The organism is Streptomyces sp. 2323.1, from assembly GCF_900221035.1.
Taxonomy (GTDB): Bacteria; Actinomycetota; Actinomycetes; order Streptomycetales; family Streptomycetaceae; genus Streptomyces; species Streptomyces sioyaensis.
Map to the genome: position 1 here is coordinate 721856 of NZ_LT907981.1, position 16375 is coordinate 738230.

Annotated in this window: 11 protein-coding genes; 6 read left to right on the plus strand and 5 right to left on the minus strand. The window is 73.6% G+C overall.

From position 1 onward, the window contains the following. Complete coding sequence (locus tag CPH93_RS02640) at positions 1 to 747, minus strand: GntR family transcriptional regulator (RefSeq protein ID WP_096211802.1); 747 nt, start codon at positions 745 to 747, stop codon at positions 1 to 3. Positions 748 to 1110: 363 nt separating this feature from the next. Here CPH93_RS02640 and CPH93_RS02645 point away from each other — a divergent pair, with 363 nt between their 5' ends. Continuing rightward, the gene (locus CPH93_RS02645) at positions 1111 to 1941 is read left to right on the plus strand and encodes an alpha/beta fold hydrolase (RefSeq protein ID WP_093487576.1); all 831 of its coding nucleotides are present in this window, start codon (positions 1111 to 1113) and stop codon (positions 1939 to 1941) included. Positions 1942 to 2027: 86 nt separating this feature from the next. Here CPH93_RS02645 and CPH93_RS02650 read toward each other — a convergent pair whose 3' ends face one another. After that, positions 2028 to 2432, minus strand: a complete 405-nt coding sequence (locus CPH93_RS02650) for a VOC family protein (protein WP_006601634.1) — start codon at positions 2430 to 2432, stop codon at positions 2028 to 2030. Positions 2433 to 2690: 258 nt separating this feature from the next. Here CPH93_RS02650 and CPH93_RS02655 point away from each other — a divergent pair, with 258 nt between their 5' ends. The 4 genes from CPH93_RS02655 (at position 2691) to CPH93_RS02670 (ending at position 9154) form a co-directional block, all read left to right on the plus strand. Continuing rightward, the gene (locus CPH93_RS02655; protein ID WP_096211803.1) at positions 2691 to 4265 is read left to right on the plus strand and encodes an alkaline phosphatase D family protein; all 1575 of its coding nucleotides are present in this window, start codon (positions 2691 to 2693) and stop codon (positions 4263 to 4265) included. An 84-nt stretch (positions 4266 to 4349) separates the two neighbouring features. After that, positions 4350 to 5747 (plus strand): GNAT family N-acetyltransferase, encoded by a 1398-nt coding sequence (locus CPH93_RS02660; RefSeq protein WP_096215270.1) that lies wholly within the window; start codon positions 4350 to 4352, stop codon positions 5745 to 5747. A gap of 145 nt (positions 5748 to 5892) precedes the next feature. Beyond that, positions 5893 to 7587, plus strand: a complete 1695-nt coding sequence (locus CPH93_RS02665) for a DUF885 domain-containing protein (RefSeq protein WP_173909700.1) — start codon at positions 5893 to 5895, stop codon at positions 7585 to 7587. 79 nt (positions 7588 to 7666) lie between these two features. Then, complete coding sequence (locus CPH93_RS02670; RefSeq protein ID WP_096211804.1) at positions 7667 to 9154, plus strand: GNAT family N-acetyltransferase; 1488 nt, start codon at positions 7667 to 7669, stop codon at positions 9152 to 9154. Here the strand turns inward: CPH93_RS02670 and CPH93_RS02675 are convergent. The 3 genes from CPH93_RS02675 to CPH93_RS02685 all read right to left on the minus strand — a co-directional run bounded on the left by CPH93_RS02675 (position 9126) and on the right by CPH93_RS02685 (position 14478). After that, positions 9126 to 9965, minus strand: a complete 840-nt coding sequence (locus CPH93_RS02675) for an SDR family oxidoreductase (RefSeq protein ID WP_096211805.1) — start codon at positions 9963 to 9965, stop codon at positions 9126 to 9128. The genes CPH93_RS02670 and CPH93_RS02675 overlap by 29 nt on opposite strands. A 101-nt stretch (positions 9966 to 10066) precedes the next feature. After that, positions 10067 to 13315 (minus strand): AAA family ATPase, encoded by a 3249-nt coding sequence (locus CPH93_RS02680; protein WP_096211806.1) that lies wholly within the window; start codon positions 13313 to 13315, stop codon positions 10067 to 10069. Further along, entirely contained in the window at positions 13312 to 14478 is a 1167-nt protein-coding gene (locus CPH93_RS02685) for an exonuclease SbcCD subunit D (RefSeq protein ID WP_096211807.1), read from the minus strand. Before CPH93_RS02685 ends, CPH93_RS02680 begins: the two co-directional genes overlap by 4 nt. Positions 14479 to 15048: 570 nt before the next feature. On the opposite strand from CPH93_RS02685, the gene CPH93_RS02690 reads away from it, so the two are divergent. Next, on the plus strand, positions 15049 to 16161 hold the full coding sequence (locus CPH93_RS02690; protein ID WP_096211808.1) for an endonuclease/exonuclease/phosphatase family protein: 1113 nt from the start codon (positions 15049 to 15051) through the stop codon (positions 16159 to 16161). Positions 16162 to 16375: the final 214 nt, after the last annotated feature.

A 16375-nucleotide genomic window follows, 5' to 3' on the forward strand; every position in this document is an offset into this window, starting at 1 on the left:
CTAGCCCGCGAGCAGGCTGACCGGGTCGCTCTCCCCGAAGGTCAGCCGGCAGGTGTCCGCACGGTACGTGGCGACCGCAACGGCCGCCGTGCGCCCTGCGGAGACATAGCGGGTGGTGACCACCAGGACGGGCGCGCCCGGCAGCCGGTCCAGCTGCTTGGCGTCCTCCGCACGGGCCGAACCGAGTTCGACGGTACGGTCGCGGCCCTCCAGCTCCAGCGTCTGCAGCTCGCGCAGGACCGTGCGGGCACGGGCCTGAGCGCCCGGTGGGACGGCCGCCGTACAGCCGGGGACCCCGGAGGCCGGAACGTACAGCAGCTCGGTGGCGACGGGCTGGCCGTGCGTGACCCGGCTGCGGCGCACGAGGTGCACCCGGTCGCCGGGGGCCGTCTCCAGCAGATTGGCCACCGCGGCGGGCACGTTGTCGGTCTCGACGGCATCGACCGGCTGCCAGTCGTCATCGGCGACGCCGGGCCAGGTGTGACGGGCGGGGCCGACGGGGACACCGACCCGCGGCGGTGCGACCGTGGTGCCCACACCGCGGCGGCGCTGCAGTCTGCCTTCCAGCTCCAGCTGTTCGAGGGCCTGCCGCAGGGTGGCGCGCGCGACACCGAACCGGGCCGCCAGATCCCGCTCGTTGGGCAGAATCTCGCCGACCGCGAACTCCGAGTCCAGCGCCTCGCTCAGCACGGTCTTGAGGTGCCAGTACTTCGGCTCCGGCACCTTTTCGAGTTGCCTGGTCCCCACCGTTGTCCTCCACACCGGCCGTCACCCCGTGGGGTAGTGCCCCATGGCCCCCGGGCCCGCACACACCGCCGGCAACACCGGCCCGTCTGCGTGCCCGTTGATGAGCGCTTCTTTATGAAAGGTTGTTGCAGTATCCCGACGATATGACCGCCCCCACCCTTGGTCAAGACCAATCCCCCCGCACCGTCCGGTTCCTGCCGCCCCCGATTCCGAGCGGTTCAGCGGGATTACGGCACACCTCCCCGTGCGGCGCGGTCTCCCGTTGCTCGCCGCGGCTGCCCCATACCGCTCAGTAGCCTCAGCTGGCATCGTGTGAGTGCACACCCTGCAACACCGCACGTACCGCACCCCCTAGGAGTTCCCATGGCCGCCCCGGTCTCCTTCGCCCGCATCACGCCCGCGGACCGGCCGCCGTTCACGGTCGCGTACGAACGCAAGGGCGCGGGCGAACCGATCGTGCTGCTGCACGGCATCGGTCACCACCTCCAGGCCTGGCACCCGGTGTCCGACATCCTGGCCGCCTCCCACGAGGTCATCTCGCTCGATCTGCCGGGCTTCGGCGCCTCCCCCGCGCTGCCGGGTGACTCCGCGTACGACCTGGACACGGTCCTCCCGCTGCTGACCGCGGCGTTCACGGAGCTCGGCGCCGACCGCCCGCATGTGGTCGGGAACTCGCTGGGCGGGCTGCTGGCACTGGAGTTGGGCCGCCGGCGGGCCGTCCGGTCGGTCACCGCGCTGTCACCCGCGGGATTTTGGACCCGGGCCGAGCGGCGTTACGCCTTCGGTGTGCTGCGCGGCATGCATGCGGGCGCACAGGCGCTGCCGGAGCCGATGGTGGAGACGCTGGCCCGGTCCGCCCTCGGCCGGGCGTCGCTGACCGGCACCATCTACGCCCACCCGGGGCGCCGTTCGGCCGATGCCGTGGTGGCGGAGACCCGGGCGCTGCGCGACGCGGCCGGATTCGCCGCGACCCTGGCGGCCGGCCGGGGAGTGCGGTTCACCGACGATGTGCCGGACGTCCCGGTGACGATCGGCTGGGGCAGCCGGGACCGGCTGCTGCTCCCCCGCCAGGGCGTGCGCGCCAAGCACACGATTCCGGGCGCCCGGCTGGTACGGCTGCCGGGCTGCGGACATGTGCCGATGAACGACGACCCGGCGCTGGTGGCGAGGGTCGTCCTCGACACCGTGCGGTAGGGGCGGGCGACGGTCGGCCGAAGGCGGAGGGGGCGCCATGGTGAGACGCAGCGCCGCACGCGTCGGCGCCAACTCCCCTGCCTTAGCTACGAGTTGGACCAGTCCCGCGACGACAGCACCAGCCGGTATCCGTCCGGGTCCTCCAGGGTGACACCCCACTCGTCCCAGTAGGGGTTGTAGGCGGCGACCCGCTTGCCCCCGCTGCGCTCCAGCCGGGCGACGAGCTCGGCCGGCACCGCTTCGCCCAGATAGACCACCAGCAGATCGTCCGCCGTCGGGGACGGCTGGAGCGTGCCGGACGGGTCGAGGGTCAGCTCCAGGTGCCAGTGGGCGTCCGGCCAGCCGAGCATCAGCAGGGCGTGCTCGCCCGCCTCGGAGGTGTGCCGGAAGAGTTCGGTGAGGCCCAGGCCCTGCTTCCAGAAGCGTTCGGCCGCGGCCAGGTCGCGGGACGGGCGGGCGATGCGGACGTGGGCGGAGCCGTTGGCGGGCATACGGGGGTCACCTTTCTCGGGGCCGCCGGATGGCGGCGCGTAGCAGGAACGTATGGGCCGTGGTGGCATCCTGGCGATCGGCCGATGGTCTTGCGACCATGGCCCGGGTCCGGTGGGACCGAGGGCCCGGGACCCGTTCGGGCGAACGGGCACCGCACCGGGAACGGGCCGCTGTTCACCGTCCGTTCGACAACGGGGCACCGGACAGCGATACGAACGGGGCGGCAGGGAAAACCGGTCGAGGCATGGAGGTTCGGTATGGCGCAGGAATCGGGCGGCGGCTTCGGACGGCGGTCGCTGCTGCGGGGCGCGGCAGTGGGGTCGGCCGCACTGGCGCTGCCCACGCTCTCGTGTGCCGCACCGGCGCAGGCCCGCAGCGGACGGCCGGGCGCGGGGTGGGGTGTCCAGGTCGGCGATGTGACCACGTCCTCGGGACTCGTCTGGGTGCGGTCCGACCGGCCGGCCCGGATGGTGGTGCAGACCGCGGCGACGGAGTCGTTCCGCAACGCCCGGTCCTGGACCGGTCCGGTGCTCGGGGCGGGCACGGACTTCACCGGCGTCACCTCGCTGCACGGCCTGCCGGCTGGCGAGCAGATCCACTACCGGGTGCTGCTCGCCGACCCGGACGATCCCCGGCGCACCGGCGAGCCGGTGGCTGGAACCTTCCGTACGGCCCCGGAGGGTCGCCGCGCGAACATCCGCTTCCACTGGTCGGGGGACCTCGCCGGCCAGGGCTGGGGCATCAACCCCGACCACGGCGGCTACCGCATCTACGAGGACATGCGGCGCCGGAACCCAGACTTCTTCCTGTGCAGCGGCGACAACATCTACGCGGACAACCCGATCACCGACAAGGTGACCCTGCCGGACGGCCGGATCTGGCGGAACGTGACGACCGAGGAGAAGGCGAAGGTCGCCGAGACGCTCGCGGAGTTCCGTGGCGCCTTCCGCTACAACCTGCTGGACGACAATCTGCGCCGCTTCAATGCGCAGGTGCCGACGATCACGCAGTGGGACGACCACGAGGTGCACAACAACTGGTACCCGGGGCAGCTGCTCGACGACGACCGGTACACGGAGAAGGACGCAGACGTGCTCTCCGCTCGGTCGCTGCGCGCCTTCAGCGAGTATTTCCCGATCCGTACGCTGCGGCCCGACGGGCACGGCCGGGTCTACCGGGTGGTGCACCACGGCCCGCTGCTCGATGTTTTCGTCCTGGACATGCGCCGTTACCGGGACGCCAATTCGCCGGGCCGGCAGACCGACGACACGCAGGGCATCCTCGGGGCCGCGCAGCTGCGCTGGCTCAAGCGGGAGCTCTCCCGCTCGCAGGCGGTGTGGAAGGTGATCGCCTCCGACATGCCGCTGGGCCTGGTCGTCCCGGACGGCAAGACCAACTTCGAGGCGGTGGCGCAAGGCGACCCGGGCGCACCGCTGGGGCGCGAGCTCCAGATCGCCGAGCTGCTGCGGCACATCAAGCACGACCGGATCACCGGCACCCTCTGGCTCACCACGGACGTCCACTACACCTCGGCGCAGCACTACGCGCCGGAGCGGGCCGCGTTCAAGGACTTCGAGCCGTTCTGGGAGTTCGTGTCGGGGCCGCTGAACGCGGGCGGATTCCAGGCAGTGAAGCTGGACGGAACCTTCGGGCCCGAGCAGCCGTTCCTCAAGGCGCCGGACCGTGCCAACACCTCCCCTGCGGAGAGTCCGCAGAACTTCGGCGAGATCGATATCGACGGCGGAAGCGGGGAGCTGACGGTGCGGTTGCGACAGGAAGGCGGCCGGATGTTGTTCAGCAAGACACTCCAACCGGGACGGGTGGGACAGTAAAGGCCAATGCGTCGATTGCGTCTTTTACCCGTCGGACACAATGTGTTGGTGATCAGGCAACACCTGTCGGCCAGGCTTGTGTGCATGACTGAAGCATCTTCCGCCCATTCCACCCGCCGCCATCACTGGCGGCGGGACCTCGTCGAGTTGGCCGCCCTGTTTACGGCCGTGGCGGTGGCCGACGCCGTCGCCAACACCGTCGCGCACGCCCCGTCGGGCCTCGTGCTGCTGTGCTCCGCCGCGGTGGCGCTGCTGGCCACCGCCGTCTTCCACGTCTGGTGGTCACGACGCCACGAAAACGCCCCGCCGCCGACCGATACCGGCGCCACGGCGCCGTCCCCCGCCGGTCCGGCTCCCCATGCCGCCGGCCAGGAGACGACGCTGTGGCGGATGCGGACCACGGTCCGGGACGAGCCGGGCAGCCTGGCCGCCCTGTGCACGGCGCTGGCCGGGCAGCGGGTGGACATCCTCAGCCTGCAGACCCACCCGCTGTCCGACGGCACGGTCGACGAGTTCCTGCTGCGCGCGCCCGGTTCGCTGCAGCCCGGGGAGCTGAGCCGTACGGTGGCCGGCGCGGGCGGTGTCCAGAGCTGGCTGGAGCGGGCCGACGCCCACGACCTCGTCGACGCCCCGACCCGGATGCTGGGCCTGGCGACCCGTACGGCGCTGGATTCCGCCGAACTCCCGCTGGCTCTGCGCCAGTTGCTGGGCCGCTGCACGATCCATTCGGTGCCCGCGCGCTCGCTGCGCGGCCGGCCGCTCGCCGAGCAGGTGCCCACCGAGGGCGTGCTGGAGGAACACCGCATGAAGTTCCGCGACCCCTCCGGGGGCTCGCTCACCATCGAAAGGCCGCAGTTGCCGTTCACCCCTACCGAGTTCGCCCGGGTGCGCGCGCTGGTCGACCTGGACGCCAGGCTCGGCCAGCGGGTGCCGCCGCGGCGTGATGTGCTGACGCTGCCCGAGGGCAACGAGATCACCATCCGCCGTGCCGACACCTCCGACCTGGCCGCGGCCCGCGAGATGCACGACCGCTGCTCCCCGCAGACCCTCGGCCTGCGCTACCACGGCCCGGTCGGCGACGCGGACCGCTACCTCGGCCATCTGCTCAGCCCGCGGTTCGGCCGCACCCTGGCGGTGGAGACCGCGTCCGGCCGGCTGGTGGCGCTCGGCCATCTGCTGTGGGACGGCGACGAAACCGAGGTCGCCCTGCTGGTCGAGGACGCCTGGCAGCAGCGCGGCATCGGAGCCGAACTCCTGCGCCGGCTGGCGGGGATGGCGGCCGAGACCGGCTGCGAGAGCGTGTACGCGATCACCCAGGCCTCCAACACCGGCATGGTGGCGGCGATGCGCGGCCTCGGGCTGCCGCTCGACTACCAGATAGAGGAAGGCACGCTGGTGATCACCGCCCGTCCGGCGGGCCTGCCCGCCCGGCGCGAGTCCCGCGAGACCGTACGGATCCAGGACGCCACGGGTCGCCGCTGAGCACCAAGCCAGCGGCGCCGGCGCCGTGGACACACGTGAGCCGGCCGGGCGCAGCGACGCCCGGCCGGCCACGGCGTCACCATCGGCAGGAGCCATTGGCCGATTGATGGTGACGCGGCGGGCCATCCGTACGAGGATGGCCCGTATGCCCCACACCACTACCTCCCAGGGCGGCCCGCTGCCCCGCCAGGTCGCCGATGCGTATGTCGACGCCTTCGTGGACCTGGACCCCATCACCGGCACCTTCCTCGGAGTCCCCGAGAGCTCCGGCCGGCTCCCCGATTTCTCGCCGACGGGCCAGGAGGCGCTGGCCCAGCTCGCCCGTACGACGCTGGAGAAGCTCACCGAGGCCGAGGCCCGGCCGGGCGCGGAGCTCCCCGCCGAGCAGGTCTGTGCGCGGCTGCTGCGCGAGCGGCTGACCGCCGAGCTGGCCGTCCATGAGGCGGGCGAAGGCCTGCGCACCGTCAGCAACCTCAGCTCGCCGCTGCACCACGTCCGCGAGGTCTTCACGATCACCCCCGCCGAGACCGACGAGGACTGGGCGGCGATCGCCGAGCGGCTGCGGGCCGTGCCGGCCGCGCTGGAGGGCTACCGCGCCGCCCTGGACGCCGGCCGCAAGCGCGGCCTGCCGGCCGGGCCGCTTCAGGTCACCACGGTCATCGGCCAGTTGGACGAGTGGATCGGCAAGGACCGCAGCTGGTTCGCCGAGTTCACCGAGCCGGGCCCGAAGTCGCTGCGCGACGAGCTGACCGAGGCCGCCGAGCTGGCGACCGGAGCCCTGGTGGAGCTGCGCGAGTGGTTCCGGGACAGCTACCTTCCGGCCATTGCGGGCGCGCCGGACGTGGTGGGCCGGGAGCGCTACGGCCGGCTCGCCCGCTACTACAACGGCGCCGACATCGACGCGGACGAGGCGTATGCGTACGGCTGGTCCGAATTCCACCGGCTGCTGGCCGAGATGGAGACCGAGGCCGAGCAGGTGCTGCCCGGTGCGAAGACCCCGTGGGAGGCGCTGGCCTGGTGCGATGAGCACGGCGAGGCCATCGAGGGCGTCGAGGAGACCCGGCAGTGGCTCCAGTCGCTGATGGACGAGGCCATCGACGCGCTCGACGGCACCCACTTCGAACTCGCCGAACGGGTACGCCGGGTGGAGTCGCGGATCGCGCCGGCCGGCAGCGCCGCCGCCCCGTACTACACCCAGCCGTCGCTGGACTTCTCCCGCCCCGGCCGCACCTGGCTGCCGACCATGGGCGAGACCCGCTTCCCGGCGTACGACCTGGTCTCCACCTGGTACCACGAGGGGGTGCCCGGCCATCACCTCCAGCTGGCGCAGTGGGTCCATGTCGCCGACCGGCTCTCGCGGTACCAGACGACCGTGGGCATCGTCAGCGCCAACGCCGAAGGCTGGGCGCTGTACGCCGAGCGGCTCATGGACGAGCTGGGCTTCCTGACCAACGCCGAACGGCGCCTGGGCTATCTGGACGCACAGATGATGCGGGCCATCCGGGTCATCATCGACATCGGGATGCATCTGGAACTGGAGATCCCGGCGGACTCCCCCTTCCACCCCGGCGAGCGCTGGACCCCGCAGTTGGCGCACGAGTTCCTGGCGAGCCACTGCAGCCGTCCGGCCGACTTCGTCGAGAGCGAGATCATCCGCTATCAGGGCATGGCCGGCCAGGCCATCGGCTACAAGCTCGGCGAGCGGGTGTGGCTGGAGGGCCGGGAGGCGGCCCGCGCCCGCCATGGCGCGGACTTCGACCTCAAGGCCTGGCACATGGCCGCGCTGTCCCAGGGCTCGCTGGGCCTGGACGATCTGCGCAGCGAGCTGTCGGCGCTCTGACCCCGGGCCCGGACACGGCGGCCGGCCGAGGACGCCGGGTGTGCTGACCGGCCCGCCGCCGTCCGTAGGGTCTCCTGACATGACAGTGGACCCTACGGTCGGCCCGCCGCTCCTTCTGTTCTCCGGCGCCCCCCGCCGCGCCCGGCCGGGGGCGGCTCCCGGCCGACGGCTGGGGGCGGATCCGCACTTCACGACCGAGGCCGCCACGGCGCTGTCGGCCGGCGCCGGGTGCGCGGTGCTCGACCACGAGGCGCTGCTCGCCGGGGACGCCGAAGGGGCGCTGGCCGGGGTTCCCCGGGGGGCCGGACCGGTCTGGTACCGCGGCTGGGCGCTGCCGGCCGAGCGGTATGCCGCGCTCGCCGGGGCACTCGCCGCACACGGCGGCCGGCTGCTGACCTCCCTCGCCGCCTACCGCACCGCCCAGGAACTCCCCGGCTGGTACGACACGTTCCGCGCGCTGACGCCGCGCAGCGTCTGGCTTCCGTGCGCCGCCGGCCGGGCCCCGGAGCCGGCCGCGCTGGCCCGGCTCGCCGCCCCGCTGGGTGCACCGGGCCGGCCGTGCCCGCTGATCGTCACCGACTGGGTCACGTCCAGCAAGCACGACGGGGAGGAGTCCGTCCACGTCCCCGACGCGGCCGACACCGCGCGGCTGGCCTCGGCCGTCGGCCGCTTCCTCACCCGCCGCGGGGAGTTCCCCACCGGGGGTGTGGTGCTGCGCGCCGTCGAGTCCTTCGATGCGGTGGGTGCGGCACGGGTGTGGTGGGTGGACGGTGAACCGGTGCTGACCGGTCCGCATCCCGACACTCCGGGGCTGCGGCCCGTACCGGATCTCGCCTCGGTGGCGCCTGCGGTGCGGGCCCTGGGCGCGCGCTTCGTCACCACGGATCTGGCGCGGCGTGCGGACGGCGTATGGCGGGTGGTGCAGGTCGGCGACGGGCAGGTCAGCGGCCTGCCCGCGGGGGTGGACCACCGGCCGCTGTTCGAGGCGCTGGTGACCGCGGGCGCCGGGTACCCGCTGGCGCTCACGGCCGGCCGGGTGGCGCTGCGCGCCCTGCTGCCGTCCACCGCCGCACGGGTCGCGGACGGCGAGTGCGCCGGGTTCGACTGGATCGACGGCACCCCGGCCGAGACCACCTCCGGCGGCGCCGGCATCGCCGTACGGGCGGCCGCGTCCGGCCACTACCGGCCCGGCTGGGGCGTCTTCGTGCTGACCGATGCGGTCGCCGGTACTGCGCTCGGCAGCATCGGCTTCCACAGCCCGCCGGACGACGAGGGCTTCGTGGAGATCGGCTATGACCTCTCCCCGTCCGCGCGCGGCGCCGGGTGGGCGACCGAGGCAGTACGGCTGCTGGCCGGGTGGGCGGCCGCCCACCCGGAGGTACGGACGGTGTGCGCCCTGACCGAGCCGGAGAACCTGCCCTCGCAGCGCGTGCTGGAACGGGCCGGCTTCCGCTTCGTCGGGGAGCGCGAGGGGCTGCGTGTCTACGAGGCCGGTGTGGCGCCGGGGGACGCGGCCGGCGCCACGGACGAGGAACGGGTCAACGCCGGAATCCACCCTCGGAGTTGATGACCTGGCCGGTGATCCAGCCCGCCTCGTCGGTCGCGAGCCAGGCGATCAGCCGGGCCGGGTCGTCGGGTGCGCCCCACTGCCCGCCGGGGAAGCACCGGGCGACCCGGTCGCGCAGCTCACCGACCGCGTAACCCGTGTCCACGGGCCCCGGGTTGACGGTGTTCACGGTCACCCCGGCGGCGGCGAAGGTGCTGGCGAGGCTGCGGGTCGCCGAGGCCAGCGCCCCCTTGGCGAGGCCGTAGGCGAGCTCTTCCGGCATGCCGTCCCCCAGGTCCTGGCCCGAGGTCATCAGCACGATCCGCCCGCCCGGCTGACCCGCGGTGCGCCGGCGGGCATAGGCCTGGGCGAGGAGGATCACCGAGCGGGTGTTGACCGCCCAGTGGGCGTCGAGCATGGCCGCGTCGAGGGTGTCGAGCGGGCCGTCGCTGCCGCTGAGCGCATGGTTGGCGACGAGGATGTCCAGCCGGCCGCCGAGCGCCTCGGCCGCGCGGTCGATGAGCCGGGCGGGGGCGTCCGGCCGGGCCAGGTCGGCCGGCCCGTGGGCCACCACCGCGCCGGGCGCGGCCACCTCACGTACTCCGTCGGCGACGGCCTCCGGGCCGCCCGGGTCCGCTCCCCAGGGCTGTCCGGCGTCGTGCGGCACATGGTGGTGCAGATAGACACCGGCGCCGTAGGCGGCAAGCCGCCGGGCGACGGCGTAGCCGATACCGCTGCGCCGGCTGGCTCCGGTGACCAGCGCGGTGCGGCCGAGGAGCGGCAGCGGGTCACGGTGGGGTGCGGTGGCGGGCCGGTTGCTGTCGTAGGTCATGGCGGACCAGCCTGATGGCCGCCCCGGGCCGCCGTCACCCGGTTTTCCGTGCGGCGGCCGCCGGAACCGCCGACGGCCCCGGCACGGTCCGGGCGGCGGTCTCAGCCGGGTACCCGGTGCCGGACCGTCGAGCCCGACCGGGCCTTGACGACCTCCAGCTGGGCGGGGATCCGCGCCTTGAGGTCGGCGACATGGCTGACGATGCCGACGCTGCGGTCGCGTTCGCGCAGCGAGTCCAGCACGTCCAGCACCTCGTCCAGGGTCTGTTCGTCCAGGCTGCCGAACCCCTCGTCGATGAAGAGGGTGTCCAGCCGGACGCCGCCCGCTTCATCGGTGACGACGTCCGCGAGGCCGAGGGCCAGGGCGAGCGAGGCGAAGAAGGTCTCGCCGCCGGAGAGGCTGGCGGTGTCCCGTTCGTGGCCGGTCCAGGAGTCGATGACATGCAGCCCGAGGCCGGACCGCCGGGCGCCGCCGGCCCTCTCGTCGGAGTGGACGAGGGTGTAGCGGCCGGCGGACATCCGCTGGAGCCGGGCGCTGGCGGCGGCCGCGACCTGTTCGAGCCGGGCGGCGAGGACGTAGGACTCCAGGCGCATCCGCCGGGCGTTCTCGGCGGAGGTGCCGGAGGCGAGGGCGGCGAGCCGGGCGATGCGGTCGTGGTCGGCGCGCAGCGGGGCCAGTTGGCGGGCGTCGTCCTCGGCACGGGCGGAGAGCCGGTCGAGCGCGGCGCAGCGCTCCTGCGCGGCGGCGAGAGTGGCCGAGGCGGTACGCAGCCGGGCCGCGGCGGCCTGGTGCGCACCCTGCGCGGCGGCCGGGTCCGCGGGCGGCAGCGCCGCGGCGGCGCGGGCCTGCGGGTCGGCCAACTCCGCCTCCACGGCGGCGGATTCGGCCTGCCAGTCGTCGAGCCGCTGCTGTAGTGCCCGCCATTCGCCGTCCCTCAGCAGCGCCTGCGCGGCGGCCTCGGCGGTGTCGAATCCGGCCCCGGAGGCGGCGTCGGCGAGCCCGGCCGCGGCCTCTTCGAGCCGCCGGGCGCAGGACTCCGCCGTACGGGACGCCTGCGCCGCCTCGGTGAGCAGGGTCACCTGCCGCTCCAGTCGGGCGGCCCGGTCGGCCACGCTCGGGCTGTCGCCCCGCGCCCGGGCGAGCTCCTCCTCCAGGGCGGCCCGCTCGCGGTCCAGCGCCTCACGGTGGGAGGTACGGGCGGCGGCCCGGCGCTCGGCCTGCTGCTGCTCGGCGCGGCGCCGCTCGTATTCGCGCTCGGCGTGCCCCCGTGCCTCGCGGGCGGCGTGCAGGCCGGCGCCGAGCGCATGGGCACGGGCGTATTCGGCGCGCAACTCCTCGATCTGCGCGGTGAGTTCGGCGGCCGAGGCGTCCCCGGCCGCGGCGGCCGCGGCGGCCAGTGCCTCCTTGGCCGTCTGGCACTCGGCCTCCGTCTGCCGGCGGGTCTTCTCGGCCTGCCGGTGGGCCTCCTGCGCGGCCTCTTCGGTCGCCCGGTCGACGTGGCCCGCACGGGCCCGCGCCGGGTCGGGGTGCTCGGTCGCGCCGCACACCGCGCAGGCCGCGCCGTCGCGCAGCCCGGCCGCGAGCTCGGCGGCGATCCCGCGCAGCCGCTGCTCCTTGAGCTCCAGCCATCGTTCGTGGGCAGCCGTGGACCGCTCCCTGGCAGCGAGCAACTCCCCTTCTGCCGTGCGTACTTCGTCGTTGAGCCGGTCGCGTCGACGGGCCGCCTCCGCGCGCTCGACGGCCGGTGCGATCCGGGCGCCGAGCTGTTCGGCCCGGGCGGCGGCCTCCTGTGCCGTCTCAATGCGCTGCTGATGGGCCCGCTGGGTCTCGTCCCATGCGGCGAGCCACTCGGCGGCGTCCAGCAGCGTCTGCTCATCGGCGCGCGCCTCGCGGTCGAGGGCGGCCCGCTCCCGCGCGAGGTCGGCGGCCCGCCGCTCGGCCCGCCGGGCCGCGGTGAGCGACCCGAGGTCTTCCCGCAACGCCCGCTCGCGCGCCGCGAGTTGCGCCCCCGCGGCGTCGGCGAGGCCGTCGGGCAGCGGCCCCCGGCACTCCCGCTCGGCGCGCCGGGCGGTATCGAGCTCGCGCCGGGCGGCGTCGCGCAGGGCGAGCGCGGGGGCGACCTCCGCCGCCGCGCGGGCCCGCTCCAGCCTGCCGCGGATGTGATCCCGCTCCTCGGCGTGGGCTTCGAGCCGGTCGGCCCGCCGCCGGGCGTCGGCGTACCGCTGCTGGAGCCGGTCCCGCTCGCGGGCCACCGTCCACTGCTCGGCCGCCGCCCGCTCCGCGGCTTCGGCGGCCGCCACCGCGCTGCGGGCCACCGCCAGCCGCTCCCGTGCACTCACCCGGGCCACGGCCGCCCGCACCAGCACTGCCTCCACGAATCCCGGCTCGCCCGGACCCGGTGCGGCCGGATCGTCCGCGCCGGAGGTACGGGCCGCTCCCCGCCCGCCGGGCTCCACCGCGCCGCCCTGTCCCGGCACCGTCGCCGTGACCGCCGGGCGTGCCATGACCGTCCCCGGCGTCCGGCCGCGCCCGCCGGCCGTCGCGCTGCCGCGCCCGCGGGCCGGTGTGCGCGCTGCCGGCTGCCCGTCCCGGTCCGGCGCCGGGACCGACGGGTCGGTGAGGTCGGCGCTCTCACCGGCCGCCTGTGCCATCCGGTGCGCCAGGGCCAGCAGCCGTTCGTCGCCCGCCAGGACCGTGTCCGCGGCGGTCTTGCGGCGCGCGTTCAGCTGCTCTTCGAGCGCCGCGAACCGCCGGGTGTCGAAGAGCCGCCCCAGCAGCCGCGCGCGGGCTTCCGCATCGGCCCGCAGAAAGCGCGCGAAGTCGCCCTGCGGCAGCAGTACCACCTGGCAGAACTGCTCCTTGCTCATTCCGAGCAGCTGGCCGATCTCCTCACCGATCTCCTGGTGGGAGCGGCTCAGCGCCTTCCAGTGGCCGTCCGGGCCGGGTCCGTCGCCGCCCGGAGCTCCCTCGCCACCAGGCTCGGCCGGCACGAATTCCCGCAGCCGGCTCTGCGCCTTCTCCTTCGTCGTACCGCTGCCCCGCTTCTTGGGGCGGGGCTGCTCGGGCAGCCGGGTGATCTCCAACCGCCGTCCGGAGACGGTCAGTTCGAGGACGACCTCGGTGGGTGTCAGCGGGTCGGCCAGATCGCTGCGCAGCGCCTGGCCGCTCTGCCGCGCTCCGGGCACCGACCCGTACAGCGCGAAGCACACCGCGTCCAGGACCGAGGTCTTGCCCGCGCCGGTCGGCCCGTGCAGCAGGAAGAGGCCCTCGCCCGCGAGCCGGTCGAAGTCGATGGTCTGGGCGGCGCCGAACGGTCCGAAGGCGGTGAGCGAGAGCCGGTGCAGCCTCATCGCGCCACCTCGGCCACCATCTCGGCGGTGCGGACCTCGTCGATCGCCGACTGCAGCTCGGCCCGCTCCTGCGCATCGGCCGCGCGGCCGGCCCGTACGTGTGCCACGAAGTCCTCGGCGATCTCCTGGTCGCTGCGGCCGCGCAGCCGCTGGGCGTACGAGGCCGACGAGTGGCCGGGCACCTCGTCGGGGTCGAAGACGAGGCTGACGAGGTGCGGGAAGCGCTTGGTGAGCCGGGCCATGGGCTCGTGCGGGCGGGCGGTGTCGGTGAGCGTCGCCTCGACCCAGGAGTCCTCGTGCCGCGCCTGCGCCGGGTCGTCCAGCAGCGCTTCCAGCGTTCCCCGGAGCCGGGCCAGCGGCCGCGGCACGGGGCAGTCCACCCGCTCGGCGTGCACGGAGCCCGCCGCATCGAGCTCGATGAGCCAGGTGGACTTGCGGTGCCCGGCCTCGGAGAAGGAGTAGGCGAGCGGCGATCCGGAGTAGCGGACCCGCTCGGCGAGGATCTGACACCCGTGCAGATGCCCGAGGGCGGCGTAGTCCACCCCGTCGAACACGGCCGCCGGGACGGACGCGACCCCGCCGACGGTGATGTCCCGCTCGCTGTCGCTGACCGCGCCGCCGGTGACGAAGGCATGCGCCAGCACCACCGAGCGCGTCCCCGCGGGCCGTCCGGCGAGATCGGCCCGTACCCGGTCCATCGCCGCGCCCAGCACCTCGGCATGGTCGGCCCGCCGGGCGCCGAGGGTGTCCCGCACCATGGCGGGTTCGAGGTACGGCAGCCCGTACAGCGCCACCGGGCCGTGCGCGTCGTCGAGCAGCACGGGCGTGCCACAGCCCGCCGGGTCGGTCCGCAGATGGACGCCGGCCCGTTCCATCAGCCCGGAGCCGACGCCCAGCCGGCGGGCGGAGTCGTGATTGCCGGAGATCATCACGGTCGGGACCCCGAGACCGGCGAGCCGGTGCAGCGCCTCGTCGAAGAGCTCGACGGCGGCGAGCGGCGGCACCGCACGGTCGTAGATGTCACCGGCGACCAGCACCGCATCGACCTCCCGGGCGCGCACCGTCTCGACGAGATGATCGAGGAAGGCCCGCTGCGCGGAGAGCAGATTCACCCGGTGAAAAGACCGCCCCAAATGCCAGTCGGAGGTGTGCAGAAATCTCAACTATCCGCTCCGGCCTGCATGCTCTCCCTCTCCGTGGGCGATGGGTCGCCACCAAGTCAGGACAAGTCTACGAGCCGGCAGGGCCCACGGTGGTCACTGCAAGCACCGCGGCCGTCACGGACCTCGATCCCGCACCCACCTCTGGCGTTAAATAGCCACAAATGTCAGCTGTGATCTGAATTGTGGCGCCGTGGCCCGGCCCACGAGAGACCTCGACCTGCGGGTGCCTATTCCGCGTCGTGGATCGGCCCCGTATCTCCACGGGCACCACCCCCACCGGGGCGCCCGTCGCGTCCTGCACCTCGATCCGGAAGGTGCACACGACGGTGGCGCTGAAGCTGCTGTCCGTGCCGTCGGGGTCCGTGCGTGGCCATGTCTCGGGCGCCCGCTTCGGGCGCCATTCGTCGACGCGCCGACCGCACCGCCCACGGCCGCGCACCTGGTCCGCGGCGCCCCCGTTCCGTTGGACAGGGGCCGCCCACCCTCGGACAATTGAAGGTGTCGGCGAGCAGTGACTCGGCGGCGCCTGTTCCGTCGGCTGGGTAGACCCGCGCCGCGTGAGGAGGCGCCATGACCATCCGTATCGCCACCTTCAACACCGAGAACCTCTTCCAGCGGCCCCGTGTCTTCGCGCTGGCCGACGAGGAGAAGCGACGCAAGACCCTGGAGGACTTCGCGACCCTGGTCTCCCTCCTCGATCACGCGACGTACACGGCCGCGGACAAGAAGGCCATCGCCGCGATACTCAAGAAGTACGACGTCCCCAACGGCCAGTCGAAGACGCGGCCGTTCTTGGTGAACGAGACCCGCGGAGGCGCCAAGCTCTTCTCCGTCAAGCAAGGCGGCACCCTGGAGATCGTCGCCGATGGGCGGGCAAAGTGGGTCGGTTGGGCCGAGCTCATCACGGACGACATCAACCGCGTCTCCGTCGAGAACACCGGCCGGGTGATCGCCGAGGTCGACGCCGATGTGCTGCTCACGGTCGAGGTCGAGGACCGGCTCACTCTGGAGCGCTTCAACGAGCAGGTGCTGACCGATCAGATGGGCCCGAAGAAGCGGTACCCGTTCAACATGCTGATCGACGGCAACGACAGCCGCGGCATCGACGTCGGACTGTTCAGCCGCCGGCCCATCACCGCCATTCGGTCGCACATCTTCGATCCCGACCCCAAGACCGGCCGGCCCGTCTTCAGCCGGGACTGCCCGGAGTTCGAGATCGAGCTCGACGGCGGGAAGCGGCTGTGGATCCTGGGCAACCACTTCAAGAGCAAGGGGTTCGGCAACCCCACCGACAGCGCCAACAGGCGCAAGGCGCAGGCCAAGCGGGTCGCGCAGATCTACGAGGAGGCCCGCAAGCGCTCCGCGCACGTCGTGGTCGCCGGAGATCTCAACGACACCCCGGACAGCGTGCCGCTGCAGACACTCCTCGACACGGGCCTGCAGGACGCGATGTCGCACAGCAGCTACACGGGAGATCCCGGCACGTATGAGACGGGCCAGTCGCTCAAGCAGAAGATCGACTACCTGATGTTCTCGCCGGGCCTGTTCAGGCGGGTGCAGGCGGTGGACGTCGAGCGGCGCGGTGTGTTCGCGCCGCACACGTTCAAATCGTTCCCGACCGTGACCGGGAAGGACACCGAGGCATCCGACCACGGTGCGCTGTACGCGGACCTCGACATCTGAGCCGTCACGGTGCAACGGGCACCGCCCATCGAGCAGTTGGCGGTGCCCGGCACTCCTGGCGGCTCGCCGTTCGAGGAGACTCGGACCGGCGGCCGCCGCGGCCGGACCGGCGGCCGCCGCGGCCGGACCGGCGACACGCCGACGACTCACGGTCCAAGAATGGCGCAAAGTGCGACCTGGCCCCTCACGGACCGCACACCTGGAAACGAGCGCT